The sequence below is a fragment of the Ilumatobacter fluminis genome, assembly GCF_004364865.1.
In the GTDB taxonomy this organism is placed as follows: Bacteria; Actinomycetota; Acidimicrobiia; order Acidimicrobiales; family Ilumatobacteraceae; genus Ilumatobacter; species Ilumatobacter fluminis.
In genome coordinates, this window is record NZ_SOAU01000001.1 from 1315902 (window position 1) to 1330239 (window position 14338).

Sequence of the window (14338 nt, forward strand, 5' to 3'; positions counted from 1 at the left end):
GGGCCGAGCTGGTAGAACGAGAACGGATGGACGGCGCCATGACCACACCTGCCACTGGTGCGGGGCGGTTCGCCCGCTCACCGAGTTCGCTCGCGGCGATCGCCTTGGTCGTGCTCGTCGTCGCCGCGACGATCTCGGACGCGGACGCGTTGAGCGCCTTCCTGGTCGCGGTCGGTCTGCTGGTGGGAGCCTGGCCTGCATGGACGATGCGGCGGGATCGCATCGTCATCGTCGCTGGGACGATCGTCGCCACATGGCTCGTCTACGGGCTGATCGTGGGGTCCCTCCCGTCGCCGAACTCGACCGGCGACGTCGCCGACTGGGCGAGCACCGAGGGGCGAGTGCTCGTCGTGGTCGCAACGATCGCGATCGCGTCGGCGGTGACCTCGATCGTCGATCTTCGCTGGACGGGACGTTCGATCGTGCTGGCCGTGACCGCCGCCCACGTCCTGGCGTTCGTCGCGTTCGGCGCCGGATCGTCGCTCCCGGGCTTTCGCGTCGATCTGAACGGGCTGTTCATGGGTCTGTCGAGCTCGCATCACGTGGTCGGCTTCGTGGCTGTCGGCGTGCTGATGATCGTGCTGTCGTGTCCGTCGTGGTTCGTGTCGTGGCAGCAGGCCGTCGCCGGTCTGGTGGCGTTGGCATCGATCGTTGCGGCCGGCTCGCGCACCTCGTTGCTGGCCTTGCTGTGCGGTGGCGCCGTGATCGCATGGCGTCGGCTCGACCGTCGCCGCTTCGTGATCGCCGTCGTCATCGTCGCTCTCCTCGGTGCCGCGCTGGTCGCATCCAGCGCACGTTTTCGGACCACGGTCGACGTGATGACACGTCCGGAGTTCCCGTCCGAGGTGTGGCGTTCGTTCACGAACGGTGGGACGCAGGGCATCCGCGACATGTCCGACTCTGCGCCCGAGGCGAACATCTTGTTGCGCGTCGCTCTCTGGGGAGTCGCTGCCGAAGATTTCGTCGACAGCCCGATCGTCGGTATCGGAGTGTTTCGTCAGAACGACGACGACCTCGCGTTCGAGGGTGTTCGACACGTCGTCTTCGTCGCGACATCGGGGGAGAACCGGTTCGGCGACGACGAACCCCACAACGTTCTGCTCTTCCTCGGGCAGGAAGTCGGTGTGCTCGGCGTGGCCCTGTACGCCACTCCGTACATGATGGCTTGGCGTCGGACCCGTCGGCGGGACGAGGGTCCCGATGACGGGGGTGTCGTCGGCCTCGATGAGGTTCGACTGCTCACGCGGGCGACGATCGTGATGGCCTTCGCCGGGAGCATGGTCAGCAGTGGCGTGCTGGCGACCGGTCTCGGGCTGGTCTCGAATGCCATGATCTTCGCGGCGGCCGCCGTCGTCACAGCGGCTCGGCGGGACAGGGAGATCACCACGTGAGCACGAGCGAGTTCGAGGGCGGCTGGCAGGCCGATGCGCCACTGGGACGCGTCGCGCTCGGGTTGGTGGCCGGGCTCGTCGTCTTCGCGACCGGCGTCCGCCCGACCGGCAATGTGGTGATCGATCTGATCGAGACGGTGATCGCTGTTGCGGTCGTGGTCGTCGTGGGGGCACGAGCACCGTGGTGGATGCTCGTCGCCGCGGCCGGCATCGCGGGTGCTGTGGGCTTGTCGGTGTGGCCGATCCTGGTGGCCGTCATGGCCTTCGCGCTGGCTGCGTGGGTGTCGCCGGTCGATGCCGACGCGGCGGCACGTGCCGATGTCGGCGCGTTCAGTGTCTCGTTGACGATGGTCTCGTTCTCGCTCAGCGAGCTCGACATCGTCACCGGCGCGTCGGCGATGGTCGGTATCGGGACCGGGTTGGCGCTGATCGTCGGAGGCCTGGGTTCGTTGACGGCGTTCGTGCGCAAGCGTCTGCTCGTCGTCGGTGGCGTGGCAGTCGCGGTTGCCGTGGCCGGAACCGCCGCGCTCGGTGTGGCGGCGAACGGCGCTCGAGACGACCTCGGCTCCGGTGTCGACAACGCTCGCGCCGCTGCGAGGCAGGCTGCCGATCTGGAGGCCGACGCTGCGGCCGACGACATGCGGACCGCGGCGAGCGATCTCGAGGCGGCGAACGAACGAATCGACGCGTGGTGGACCCAACCCGCTCGACTGGTGCCGATCGTCGCCCAGCACCGGACTGCCGCTGCTGACCTCACCGAGGAGGTCTCCGACCAGCTCGACGCCGCCGCCGACGACCTGGAGGACATGTCGCTCGATCGGTTGCAGGTCGTCGATGGCGCGGTCGACATCGACGCACTCCGGATGCTCGCCGAGCCGGTCGAACGGTTTGCGGAACGGATCGACCGCCTCGGCACGCTCGCCGACGAGGTCGACAGCGTGTGGCTCGCCCCGCCGGTGAAGGACAAGCTCGACGAGGTCGACGACGAGCTCGTCGATCTCGGCCCACAGCTCGATCGAGCGCAGCTGGCGCTCGAGTCGTTGCCGGCCATGTTGGGGGAGAACGAAGCTCGCCGCTACCTGCTGCTCTTCACCACGCCGTCGGAGGCGCGCGGGCTCGGCGGGTTCATCGGCAACTATGCGATCGTGTCGATCGACGACGGGCGGCTCCGAGTCGACGAGGCGGGCAGGCGCTCCGAACTCGAGCGAGTGGCGGTCGAAGCAGAGGTCGTGATCGACGGCCCACCGGGCCTGCTGGCGACGTACGGAAAGTTCGGTCTCGGCGGTGACGGTGAGCCGGTGGGGCCACGGAGCTGGTCGAACCTCACGCTCGAGCCCGATTGGCCGTCGTTCGCGTCGGCTGCTCATCAGCTCTACAACGATGCCAACGACGACGACGTCCACGGCGTCGTCGTGATGGATCCATATGTGCTCGGACAGCTCTCGGAGTACACGGGGCCGGTCGAGACGAACGACGGGCAGCGGCTCGAAGGAGACGAACTCGTCGACTACATCCTGCTCGGGCAGTACGCGTCCGAGCAGCGTCTCGATGAGCTCGAGACCTTGTCGACCCAGCTCGTCGACGCCTTCTTGGACTCCTCCCTTCCCAAGCCTCGCCGGCTCGCACGTGACTTCGAGCCGCTCGTCGACGAGCAGCGGTTGCTGGTCTGGGCAGCGGACGAGACCGAACAGGCGATGCTCGTCGAGGTCGGTGTCGGGGACGGCCTGCCCGATCCGACCGGCCGAGACGCCTTCACGCTCGCGCTGAACAACAGCGGTGGCAACAAGATCGACGCCTTTCTCGAGCGGGAGGTCACCCTCGAGCGTGCGGGCGACGTCGTCCGAGCCACGGTCGAACTCACCAACGAAGCGCCGACCGACGGGTACACCGACTACGTGATCGGCAACCTCTCCGGGCTCCCGACCGGCACCAGCCGCCTGTATCTGGTGGCGTACACGAGCGATCAGGTCGACACGGCGACGGTCGACGGCGCGCCGGCGGCCATCGAACGCGGCGACGAACTCGGCTGGTCGACGTCGGCCCACTACGTGGTGCTCGGGCCGGGGGAGCGGACCGAGGTCGTGTACGAGTTCCCGGCCCGCTCGACGGATTCGGCGATACTGGAGCGGCTCCAGCCACTGGCGACCCGTGAGTGACAACGACGACCCCATGACTCCCGCGACCCACCCGACCGTCGACGCAGCAACCGATGCGACGCGCGTCGATGCTGCGGCACGGGTCTCCCAACCGCCCGTCGGGTTGCTGTATCGGTCGTTCAGGCGAACGACCGACGTCGTGGTGAGCTTCGTCGGTTTGGTGTGCAGCCTGCCGCTCTTCCTCGTCGTCGCTGCGATCATCGCCACGTCGAGCCGAGGGCCTGTGTTCTTCAGCCAGGAACGGGTCGGACTCGACGGCAAGCGGTTCCTCGTCGTGAAGTTCCGCACGATGCGGCAGGGGACCGACCGTGAAGTGCTGACCGATCCGGCGGCGTACGAGGCGTACGTCGCGAACGGATACAAGCTGGGCGAGGACGATCCCAGGATCACGCGGATCGGCCGGTGGTTGCGCAAGACATCGCTCGACGAGCTGCCCCAGTTGGTGAACGTGCTCGCGGGTCAGATGTCCGTGGTCGGGGTCCGTCCGCTCGTTCCCGACGAGTTCGCCGCACGCGCCCCGTCCGACCGGGCCCTGTACGTGCGGTTGCGTCCCGGGCTCACGGGGCTGTGGCAGATCGCCGGCCGTTCGTCGCTGACGCCGGCGAACCGGATCGAACTCGACCGGGAGTACCTTCGGGCGCCGTCGATTCGCCACGACCTCGCGATCCTGTGCAAGACACCCGCGGCGCTGTCCCGGACGCAGGAGGCCCATTGAGCGACCGCGAGCACGAGCTCGCCGTCCACCCGATTCCGCGGTGGGTGGGCCGTCTCGCTCGAGCGCAGCGCCCCACGGCGTTCGAGGACCTCGCCGCTCACGACGACATCGCTCCGAGCCCGGATGGCGTCACCGACACCGTCGTCGTCGCTGCAAGCCCGCGGACAGGTTCGAACTTGCTCGTCCACACCCTCCGGGAGCTCGGTGTCGGGGCGGGTGAAGAGTTCTGGACCGAGCGGATGATCTGGGCGGGCCGAGCCCGCTGGGGGGTGCCGACGATCGACACCCGAGGCGTACTGGGCCAGACGAAGCGGGCGTTGCTCCGGCGTGAACGCTGGTGGCTGAGCCGGAGCTTCGACGCGGACCAGTTCCTCCGCTATCAGCGTCTCCTCGAGCAGCATCGCTCGACACCCGACGGCGTGTTCGTGATCAAGGTGTTCCGGCTCCACCTCGATCAGCTCGAGCGTCGGAACCAGTTGTCACCGATCGACGTGCTCCCCGGACGGCTGCACTGGGTGTATCAGTGGCGGCGCGATCGCGTCGGTCAGGCGATCTCCTACCTCCGGGCGGATGCAACGGCGTCGTGGATCGACACCGACGGGACACGGACGCCCACGTTCGATCCCGACCGTCTGGTCGATGACGACTATGCCGAGCTCCGACGACTCGTCGAACGGTTCGATCGCAGTGACTCGTGGTGGCGAGCGTGGTTCGATCGACACGGCGTGACGCCGCTCGAGTTCGAGTACGAACAGCTCGTCGGCGACCTCCGCTCGGCCGTTGCACGAGTTTTCGAATCGCTCGGTCGACCGGTCCCCGACGACGTCGTCGGCGCGACGGTCCGCCAACGCGACGATGCGAACGACGAGATCCGTACCCGTCTCCTCGATCGGTACCCGGAGCTCGACCGGTGACCCGACGAGGGCCGCTCACGCTGAGCGGGCGCGAGCTCGACCTGATCCGAGCCGCGGTCGCGCCGCCCGCCGAGGCGGGCGCTGCGTGGAGCCGCTGGGCTGCCGAGCAGCCGCCCGCAGCCGCCGACTGGCGATCGCAGCAGCTGCTCGCCTACGTCGTCGAGCGTCTTGGCCCCGATGTGGTCGACGCTCCGACGCGAGATTGGGTCAAGCTGCAGCGACGTCGCATCTGGGCCGACAACCAGCTCGACCTCGCCGCGCTCGGGTCGGCGATCGACCTGCTCGCCGATCTGGTCTCCGAGCCGATCGTGATCAAGGGCGCTGCGATGATCGACACGGTGTACCCCCCAGGGCTGAGAGCGATGGGAGACGCCGACCTGGTCGTGGGGCCCGACGCCTACGAAGGGGCCATCGAACGATTGCTCGAGGCGGGATGGACGGCGGTCGACCGGGTCAGCGACCGGCACGTGTCGCGGGCTGTGGCGCTCGCGAGCCCGAACGGTCGCTCGCTCGACCTGCATCGGTGGGTGCTGTTCCCGCGTTCGATTCGCCGGCCGGGTGTCGAACTGATCGATCGTGCCGTGCCTGACGGGCCGTTCGGTGCCCGCCGTCTCGATTGGGCCGACTCGATCGTCCTCGCCGCGCTGCAGGGACCCGACGGTGGCCAGGCGAGTTCGCTGCGATGGCCGATCGATGTCGCCGTGCTGGCTCGACACGCCGGCGGCGACGTGTGGGACCGTGTCGAGCAGGGAGCCGAGTCGCTCGGGGTCGGGCGACCCGTCGGCGAGTCGCTCGACTGGCTCCGACGTGAGACCGGGGTCGGGCCGGAGGCCGAGCGGTGCGCTCGGATGTGTCGCCAACCGTACGATCGGTGGTTGGCCGCCGAGTGGGCGTGGCGTCGACGCGGTGGCAGCACGGACGCCAAGCTCAGGACCTACCGCGACATCAGCCGCGCGCTCGATCGCCGCCCGACGCCGGTCGGTTACGCCGCGGCCCGTTGGGCGGTGTTTCGCGAGAGCGGAGGCGCCGGTCCGTTCCTCCGGCGACGTTGGGCGCAGCTGAATAACACGTTCCGTGGCGATTGAAGTCGGACATGCGCACTGAGCGCGATCGGACATCGAGCGTTCACGAACAAAGGGTGGACTCGGGGACATGCCGCACGACTAGAGTGGCTGACATGGTGGACAAGAGCGTGTTCAAGCGGGCCGGCCTCCTCATGGCGTTGGCAGGCGGCGGCCTGCTGGCAACAGGAGCCGTGGCGCAGGCATACCCGCCCCTCGAGCCGGCCGTGTCGGTCGACGACCCGACGCCCGACCCGAGCGGTCCGGTGATCGCCACCGTCACCGGGTGCCAGCCCGGCGAGACGGTCGAGTTCGAACTCGTCGACTCCACCGACACCGACACGTGCGTCGAAGTCAACGGCGCCGGGTTCGCTCAGGTCGCCGTCGCCGACGGAACCGCCACCGGCGACCTCGAGGCACCCGCCAGCCCGGGCACCTACCAGGGCACCGCCGAACTGCTCACCACCGAAGCGACGTTGCCGTTCCAGATCGTCGTCGAGGCCGGGGTCACCCCGCCGCCGACGCCGACCACGCCCGTCACGCTGCCGAGTACCGGTGGCGAATCGGGTCAGATGGTGCCGCTCGCCGTCGGCTTGCTCGCAGCGGGCGCCGGCCTGCTTGCCGTGGCGTCGTTCCGACGCCGACACGCCGAGGCCTGATCCGATCGGCGGCGTCGCTGCCGCCGATGTGATCGACCTCCGGCAGGAGGTCGCGCACTACCGTTGTCCTCCATGCCTCGTTATCGCGCCTCTGCATCCACCGCCGCCGAGATCCTCGACGGCGAGGCGATCGTGATCGACCTCGCATCGGGGGCGTACTTCAGCTTCACCGGCTGGACCACGTGGGCGTGGGAGTCGTTGACCGCAGGCGCCGACAGCGACGAGATCGCTGCGGTGTTCGCCGACCATGGCGGCATCGACGAGTTCGTCGAACAACTCACGAGCGCCGGCCTGCTCGTCGCTCGCGACGGCGGCGATCCCGAGCCGATGCCGCAACGTCCTGACGGCGACGTCGAGCCGCTGCAGTTCGACCGGTTCGACGACATGGCCGACATGATCAAGATCGATCCCGTGCACGACGTTTCCCAGGAGGCCGGGTGGCCACAGCCGGCCGACGGCTGACCTCCGATCCACGACGGGCGATCGCCGAACTGCGTGCGTCGTGGACAGCGTGCACCGGCCCGGTCACGTCGTTTGCGTTCCGGCTCGGCGGCCTGACGATCCGACTGCACGGTGCGGGCACGGTGCTCGAACGGTTGGTGCCGGCGTTCGAACATCACCCGCCCGTCGAGGACACGACCGTCGCCCCGGATCTCACGGTGCTCGTCTGGGATCTGTCGATCACCGAGCACCGGCCCCACCTCGCCGGCGACGTGTTCCACGTCGACGGCGACCACGACGAATCCCGCTCCGGTGGCGAGGTCCGGGTCCGATACGACTGGCCTCAGCAGGCGATCCAGGTCTGGGACGCCGACGAGGCGACCGGCTACTGGGTGATCGAGGACCCCGACCGCCTCGCGTGGTGGGAGGAAGCAGCCCCGCTGCGCCCGATGCTCGCCTGGTTCCTCACGGCACAGGGGTGGTACTTCGCTCACGGTGCGGCGGTCGCCGTCGACGATCGGGCCGTGCTGCTGGTGGGTCCGGGCGGCTCCGGGAAGTCGACCACGGCATTGCGGTGTCAACGTGCCGGTCTCGACTACCTCGGCGACGACTATTGCCTCGTCGGCACGTTCGGCGACGATGATGGGTACGTGGTGGCGTCGCTGTATCGCACGGCCAAGCTCCGACCCGTCGACGGCCCGGGTTTCGAGGCGGAGCTGACGCGAAACGAGGAGGGCCGCAAGATCGTGCTCACGGTCGACGATCGGCACGGCGGCGCCGTCATCGGCCGAGCCCGACTCCTCGGCGTCGCCTCCGTCGAGGTCGGCAGCGGAGCGACGACCGAGTTCTCCGCCGGTCACGCCGGCACCGTCCTGCAGGCCCTGGCACCGACCACGTTCGAACAGCTCCCAGGGGTCGGAGCCCGAAGCCTTCGGGCGTTCGCAACGATGCTCCGGAGCGTGCCGACCGGAATCATTCGACTGGGCCACGACACGGCCGGCGTGGTCACGGCGGTACGGGACCGAATCGAGGACTGGTCATGACGGACACCGCCGACCCTCTGGCCGTGACGGTGGTCGTCCCGATGCACAACAGTGTGGCGTACCTGGCCGAGACGTTGGAAGCGATCGGGGCCCAGACCCGCCCGGCATCCGAAGTCCTGGTCGTCGACGATCGTTCCACCGACGGCTCCGCCGACCTCGCCCGTCGCGTCCTCCCGCGCGTCCGGATCGAACGCGCCGACTTCGGCCATCCCGAACGATCGCGCGGCTACGGCGTGCAATCGGCGTCGCACGAGCTGATCGCGTTCTGCGACGCCGACGATGTGTGGCTGCCGCACAAGCTCGAGCGCCAACTCGATGCCGTCGCCGACTTCGACCCGGCCGGACCACTGCTCTGTTGGACGAAGCTCGACGAGTTCGTGTCGCCCGAACTGTCCCCCGACGAATATCAGGGACGCGAACCGTTCCTCGACCACGCGGCACGGCTCGTGTCGTCGCTGCTCACCACGAGGTCGACGTGCACGACCTCCTCGCCGACCCTCCAGGAGAGCGGCAGCTGGGTCGAGTGGGTGTCGGGCCTCGCTCCCGATGTTCCCTCGGTCGCCGTCGACGAGGTGCTGATGCGGCGTCGCCTCCACCTCACCAACCACAGCGCGGTCACCCGCTCGTCCGATCAGATCGAGGCGTGGCTCCGCGCAGCACGCCAGGCGGCAGCCCAACATCGTGAGGACGGGAAACAGTGACGCAGCCGGATGTCACGGTCGTCGTGCCCGTTTACAACCGGGGGAGCGTCGTCGGCGACGCCGTCGCCAGCATCGTGCGACAAGATGTCCCCGCCCGGATCGTCCTGGTCGACGACGGCTCGTCCGACGACACGCTCGCCGTCCTGACGAGCCTCGCCGAGACGTCGGGGGGACGGGTGAGCGTCGTGGCCCAGGACAACGCCGGGCCCGCCGCTGCCCGCAACGCCGGCGTCGCGGCGAGCTCGACCGAACTCGTGACCTTTCTCGACAGCGACGACCTCATGGAGCCCGGCCGGCTGCAGCGGCAGATCGACGCGTGGCGTGAGGCGCCGGGCCAGGTCGTGGTGATCGGCCACGAGCGGGTCGAGATCGCCCCCGGCGTGGAGCCGCCCGACCACATCGCGACCCGGATGTCGACCGGGCAGACGCTGTACCACACATCGGTCTTGCTCTCGCGGGCGCAGTACGACGCGGTCGGCGGGTTCGACGACACCATGCGGCTGGCTGAGGACGTCGACTTCCTGATCAGGCTCGAAGAGGCGGGGAACGAGGTCGTCGACCTCGGGGACGTCGTGATCACCCGGCGGATCCTGGGCGACAACCTTGTCTACGACCCGGCGGTCGGGCGATCTCTGTTCCTCCTCCTCCGGCGTCGGGCAGAGCGGGCGAGGGAATCGGGTCGGCGATGACGCCGCGCGAGCGGCAGCGGCTCGCCGCGTTGCTCCGGGCAGCGACCTCGACCGGCGTCGCATCCATCGACGCGTGGCAGTCGCTGCCCGACGACTTCGACCTCGACGAGATCTGGGACCGGGAGCTCGGCCGACTCCTGCCGTCGATCGGCCGCAATCTCTCCGATGCCGGCGCCGACGTTCCCGAACTGCCGAGACTGCGAGGCTTCCAGCGCAAGTGGTGGGTCGAGCAACAGCTGACGGCGCGCTGGCTCGCCGAGCCGATCGACGTCCTCGCATCGGCCGGTCTCGACGTGGCCGTCGCCGGTGGTCTCGCGTGGTCGGCGAACGCATGGGGGTATGCCGACCGACCAGGGGTTCGGTGGGCGGACGACACCCATCTGCTGGTTCGCGCGGACGATGCGGTGCGGGCCCATGCTGCGCTCGTCGGCGTCGGCGCGCACGGCCGTCCCGAGGAGCGCGTCGCTCGACGCGTGCGTTTGCACGTCGGGACACCGCTGCATGTCGACGAACGATGGACGACGCTGGGGTGGCTGCCGACCTCCGGAGTCCGGAGAACGGCCGACTGGTGGACGGATACGGTCGAGATCGAGGTCGGCGAACGCCAGGCCCATGCGCTCGAGCCCAACGCAGCCTTCGTCGCCCGGTGCGGTGATCTCGCAGCGGGCATCGATGTGCCGAGCGCTCTGCTCGACCTGTGCCGCGTCCGGCAGAGCGCGACGTTCGACCGTTCGATGGTCCGGGCCGTCGCCGGTCGCTGGGGTCTCGACGACGCGGCCGCCCGATGGTCGACGGTCGTCGACCAGGTGCTCGACCCGACCGACGACCGCTGGATCGACGCCGTCGCTCCCATCGGCCGGCTCGAGGCGGCCCGACGTTCGTGGTCGACCACCGTGGGCCGACTCGGTCGACGCCGAGCGGTCGCAGCCGGCCCCGAACTGCTCGCCGAACGGTGGCACCTGTCGCATGTCGGCGAACTGCCGGCCGGACTCGCACGTCGGCTTCGTGATCGAACACGACGGTTCCGAGGCGCAGCGTGACCCGCTCGCCGTCCGTCGCCGTCGTCGTCCCGGTCCTCGATCGTCCGATGGTCACCGATGCGGTCGACAGTGCCCTCGCTGCGATCGGGGTCGACGTCGAGATCGTCGTCGTCGACGACGGTTCCGGGCCTGAGACATCCGATCTGGTCGATCGCCTGGCAGCGGCGCATCCCGCCGTCTCGGCGATCCACCAACCGAACCGGGGACAGTCGGCCGCGCGCAACACCGGCGTGGCGTCGTCGGTCGCCCCGGTCGTCGCCTTCCTCGACAGCGACGATCTCATGGTCCCGGACCGCCTGGTCCGTCAGATCGAGGTGCTGACCGCCTCACCCGACCGGTCGTTCGTCCTCGGACAGGAGGAACTCGTGGTCGCCGACGGAGTCCAGTTGCCCCGTCAGGAGGCGGCGCGAGCAGAGCGCGGCGAACGTACCTACTTCTCGTCGGTGCTGCTCCGACGGTCCGACTTCGAGTCGATCGGTGGCTACGACGAGTCGCTCCGCTACGGCGAGGACATCGATCTCGTCGTCCGCCTCACCGATGCGGGCTTGTCGATGGTGACGATCGACGACGTCGTGGTGAGGCGGCGGATCCATGGCGACAACCTCGTGATGGACGAGGAGGCCGTCGATCGGGCAATCTTCGAGGTGTACCGCCGCCGCGCTCGACGGCGAGCGAGTCAGGACCGGTCGTCGTCGGCGGCCAAGTAGGCCTGGCCCTCGTCGCACTCCGAGGCCATCGGGCACCACTTGCACGACACACCCGGACGCTTGACCGGCGTCCGCCCCTCGACCTGGAGTTCGATCTCGGCGTGTATGGCGTCGAGGGTGCGTCGTGTTGCCGTGAGCAGGATCCGTTCGTCGACGTCTTCGACGACCGGCTCGCCGGCATCGAGGTAGAACGACGCCAACTTGCGCGGTGGAACGCCGGTGCGGAGTGTCTCGACGAGGGCGTAGAAGCGGAGGTCTTCACGATGCTTCGGTGACACCCACCCGGTCTTGAGGTCGATGATCACCTTGCGGCTCTCGGCACCGGCCGGCCGGCCGATCGTGAGGTCGACCTTGCCGGACAGGACGATCGGGCCCTGGATGGGCCACCGCACGGATGATTCGGTGGTCGGCGCTGCCCGCCGGTCGAGCGGCGGGAAGCACTCGACGAACTTGATGACCTTGTCGACCGCGAAGCCGGTGAGGTCAGCGCGGTCCGCTTCGCTCAGCCGCTCGATCCACTCGCCGAGTGACGTGTCCTCGTCGGCCAGGCGTGCGATCGCCTCGTCGACCAGGTCGGCCGGGACCGGATCGCCGCGCCAGTTGATGCCGATCTGGATCGCACGATGCGCGACCTGCCCGCCGGCGACGGCCGGCGACCACGAGAAGTCGTCGGGCAGGAGGTGCTGGACCTCGCATCCGAGCACGCTCGTGACGCGGTGCTTGCTCAGGAACAGGGTCGTCGTCCCGAGTCGCTCGGCGAACTCGGCGAAGGCGTCGTCGACGTCGCTGCGGATCGAAGCGACGAACGCCTGGTCGAACACCAGCGGATCGGGCGCTCGCCGGAGCAGCCCGAGCGTCTTGTTCTGCAGCGGCGTGAGTTCGGGGGGAGCCTTGTCGGTCATGATGGGGTTCCGGTGATCAGTCTCCGGTAGACCCCCACCGTACGGTCCGCGACCTCGTCCCACGACGACACGAAGGCGGCGGGCGCTGGGCTTGCCAGGGCGTCGATGATGCCCTGCTCGATCGACCGATGGCGTCGAACCGCGACGAAGCGCGTTCCTGCCCAGGCCGCCTCGATGCTCGCGAACCCGAATCCCTCGTCGTACGAACCGTCGACGACCAGGGTCGCGGAGCGGTACAGATGGGCGAGCTCGCCCCAGTCGGGCTGGCTGACGAGGACGGCCGTCTTCTCCTCCTCGATCCGCTCGAGCAGCGCCGGCGTCGCGACTCTGGCTCCGGCCACGACCAGAGGGAGCCCGGTCGTCTCGGCGATCGTCGGCCAGACATCGAGGAGTTCGGCGATGCCCTTGCGGGGGTTTCCGTCGCCGACCGTGAGGGCGAACCGGTCCGGAAGACGTACCGCCGGACTCGTGGGCGTTGCCGACGCGAGCACGCCCGGAACCGCTGCACCGGCGTCGACGACCGGCGTCTCGGCCGGCACGTACTCCGTCGCGAGGCTCGCCATCCGTGCGTCGAGCGTGACGACGGCGTCGGCGTGCCGGAGCGAACGTCGGAACAGCGGCGGGAGAACGACTCGTTTGAGTCGGTCGTAGTCGTCGGGACGCGTCAACGCGAAGTCGTCGTGGAACGTGAGAACGGTCGGGACACGCAGGCCGAACGGTACGAGCTGCCGGGTCGCATGGACGACGTCGACGTTTGCGTCGTGCAGCCGCCGCGCCGCCACGGCGACGCCGAGCTGTTCGACGCTGCGACGAGCCGGGACAGCGATGACCTCGCTCGGCTGCACCGAGAGTTCGGCGATCGCGTCGTCGGAGCCGAGGGCGACGACGTCGACGTCGCGCCGTCGGTCGAGTGCGGCGACGAGCTCGCGCGCGTACGTCGCTGTACCTCCGTAGCCGGTGGGTCCGACGGTGACGGCGACGCGCACCGGATCGAATCTAGCGATGTGCCCCGGACACTACGCTCGGCGCGTGACTGCGGAACTCACGGTCGTCATCCCGACGTATCAGCGGCCCGACCTCTGCCGGCGGTCGATCGCGTCGGTGCGACGCGTCGCCGAGGTGATCGACGTCGACATCGACCTGATCGTGGTCGAACAGGGCGCCGAACCGAGCTATTCCATCCCGCTCGACTTCTCGGGTCGCTGGTTGTACTCGCACCGGTCGGGCGTGTCGTACGCCCGAAACCTGGGCCTGGCCCATGCCGAGACGCCCTACGTCATCTTCGTCGACGACGACGCCGAACTCCTCCCGGGGGTCTCCGAGCTCCTCGACGCCGCACGTCAGCCGGGGGTCGACGTGGTCTGTGGGCGGATGATCTCGAGCGGGGGCACGACGATCCGGGGAACGGACCGGCCGCGCCGTATCAGGCCGTGGAACGCGTTCCGTCTGTTCGTCGAGCCCGCAGCCGTGTGGCGCACCGACTCGATGAACGTCGTCGACGGCTTCGACGAGCGGCTCGGTCCGGCCAACCGGCTCGGCGCCGAGGAAGGCGCTGGGCTCCTGGCCAGACTGTCGCGTACGCCGGGCGGGCGTCAGGCGTTCGTCCCGGCCGATGTCGTGGTCCACCCGGAGTTGGGGTCGACCCCGGACGACAAGGCACGGCGGTACGGCGCCGGCACGTCCGGGTTGATGGTGCTCGCTCCGGGGACGTGGTCGACGATCTATGCGATGAGCAGTGTGACTCGGCGGGTCGGGGGAGTGATCCGGAGTCGGCTTCGCGGCGATCGCGCCGGTGTGGCGCACCGGCGGGCCTGGCTCCGCGGATTCGCATCCGGGGTTCGCACCGCCCGGTCGCTCCGGGCATCACCGCGCAACACCCCGGCGGCCGACGTGCTCGTTCGTGTGGAGTCCTGAGAAAC

At 69.2% G+C, this 14338-nt stretch carries 15 protein-coding genes; 13 read left to right on the top strand and 2 right to left on the bottom strand.

The window, feature by feature from the left end:
* Positions 1–38: 38 nt before the first annotated feature.
* The 12 genes from BDK89_RS05880 (at position 39) to BDK89_RS05935 (ending at position 11517) form a co-directional block, all read left to right on the top strand.
* Positions 39–1391, top strand: coding sequence for an O-antigen ligase family protein (locus BDK89_RS05880; protein ID WP_166657405.1), 1353 nt, complete (start codon positions 39–41; stop codon positions 1389–1391).
* On the top strand, positions 1388–3547 hold the full coding sequence (locus tag BDK89_RS05885; protein ID WP_133868059.1) for a DUF4012 domain-containing protein: 2160 nt from the start codon (positions 1388–1390) through the stop codon (positions 3545–3547). The genes BDK89_RS05880 and BDK89_RS05885 overlap by 4 nt, the downstream gene beginning before the upstream one ends.
* 13 nt (positions 3548–3560) lie before the next feature.
* On the top strand, positions 3561–4262 hold the full coding sequence (locus tag BDK89_RS05890; protein ID WP_133868060.1) for a sugar transferase: 702 nt from the start codon (positions 3561–3563) through the stop codon (positions 4260–4262).
* Positions 4259–5176, top strand: a complete 918-nt coding sequence (locus BDK89_RS05895; protein ID WP_166657406.1) for a Stf0 family sulfotransferase — start codon at positions 4259–4261, stop codon at positions 5174–5176. The genes BDK89_RS05890 and BDK89_RS05895 overlap by 4 nt, the downstream gene beginning before the upstream one ends.
* Positions 5173–6261 (top strand): nucleotidyltransferase family protein, encoded by a 1089-nt coding sequence (locus BDK89_RS05900; protein ID WP_133868062.1) that lies wholly within the window; start codon positions 5173–5175, stop codon positions 6259–6261. The genes BDK89_RS05895 and BDK89_RS05900 overlap by 4 nt, the downstream gene beginning before the upstream one ends.
* 92 nt (positions 6262–6353) lie before the next feature.
* On the top strand, positions 6354–6896 hold the full coding sequence (locus tag BDK89_RS05905; protein WP_133868063.1) for an LPXTG cell wall anchor domain-containing protein: 543 nt from the start codon (positions 6354–6356) through the stop codon (positions 6894–6896).
* 72 nt (positions 6897–6968) lie between these two features.
* Entirely contained in the window at positions 6969–7358 is a 390-nt protein-coding gene (locus BDK89_RS05910) for a hypothetical protein (RefSeq protein WP_133868064.1), read from the top strand.
* Complete coding sequence (locus BDK89_RS05915; RefSeq protein ID WP_133868065.1) at positions 7334–8380, top strand: phosphoenolpyruvate carboxykinase (ATP); 1047 nt, start codon at positions 7334–7336, stop codon at positions 8378–8380. The genes BDK89_RS05910 and BDK89_RS05915 overlap by 25 nt, the downstream gene beginning before the upstream one ends.
* Positions 8381–8403: 23 nt before the next feature.
* Positions 8404–9081 (top strand): glycosyltransferase family 2 protein, encoded by a 678-nt coding sequence (locus BDK89_RS05920; protein ID WP_166657407.1) that lies wholly within the window; start codon positions 8404–8406, stop codon positions 9079–9081.
* Complete coding sequence (locus BDK89_RS05925) at positions 9078–9770, top strand: glycosyltransferase family A protein (protein WP_133868067.1); 693 nt, start codon at positions 9078–9080, stop codon at positions 9768–9770. Before BDK89_RS05920 ends, BDK89_RS05925 begins: the two co-directional genes overlap by 4 nt.
* Positions 9767–10810, top strand: a complete 1044-nt coding sequence (locus tag BDK89_RS05930) for a nucleotidyltransferase family protein (protein ID WP_133868068.1) — start codon at positions 9767–9769, stop codon at positions 10808–10810. The genes BDK89_RS05925 and BDK89_RS05930 overlap by 4 nt, the downstream gene beginning before the upstream one ends.
* Positions 10807–11517, top strand: coding sequence for a glycosyltransferase family 2 protein (locus BDK89_RS05935; RefSeq protein ID WP_133868069.1), 711 nt, complete (start codon positions 10807–10809; stop codon positions 11515–11517). The genes BDK89_RS05930 and BDK89_RS05935 overlap by 4 nt, the downstream gene beginning before the upstream one ends.
* Here the strand turns inward: BDK89_RS05935 and BDK89_RS05940 are convergent.
* Together BDK89_RS05940 and BDK89_RS05945 are read right to left on the bottom strand one after the other, a co-directional pair.
* Positions 11487–12419: a PD-(D/E)XK nuclease family protein gene (locus BDK89_RS05940; protein ID WP_133868070.1), complete on the bottom strand. Its 933-nt coding sequence runs from the start codon at positions 12417–12419 to the stop codon at positions 11487–11489. The genes BDK89_RS05935 and BDK89_RS05940 overlap by 31 nt on opposite strands.
* Complete coding sequence (locus BDK89_RS05945) at positions 12416–13405, bottom strand: glycosyltransferase (protein ID WP_133868071.1); 990 nt, start codon at positions 13403–13405, stop codon at positions 12416–12418. The genes BDK89_RS05940 and BDK89_RS05945 overlap by 4 nt, the downstream gene beginning before the upstream one ends.
* Positions 13406–13448: 43 nt before the next feature.
* On the opposite strand from BDK89_RS05945, the gene BDK89_RS05950 reads away from it, so the two are divergent.
* On the top strand, positions 13449–14333 hold the full coding sequence (locus BDK89_RS05950; protein WP_166657408.1) for a glycosyltransferase family 2 protein: 885 nt from the start codon (positions 13449–13451) through the stop codon (positions 14331–14333).
* The last annotated feature ends 5 nt before the right edge of the window (positions 14334–14338 follow it).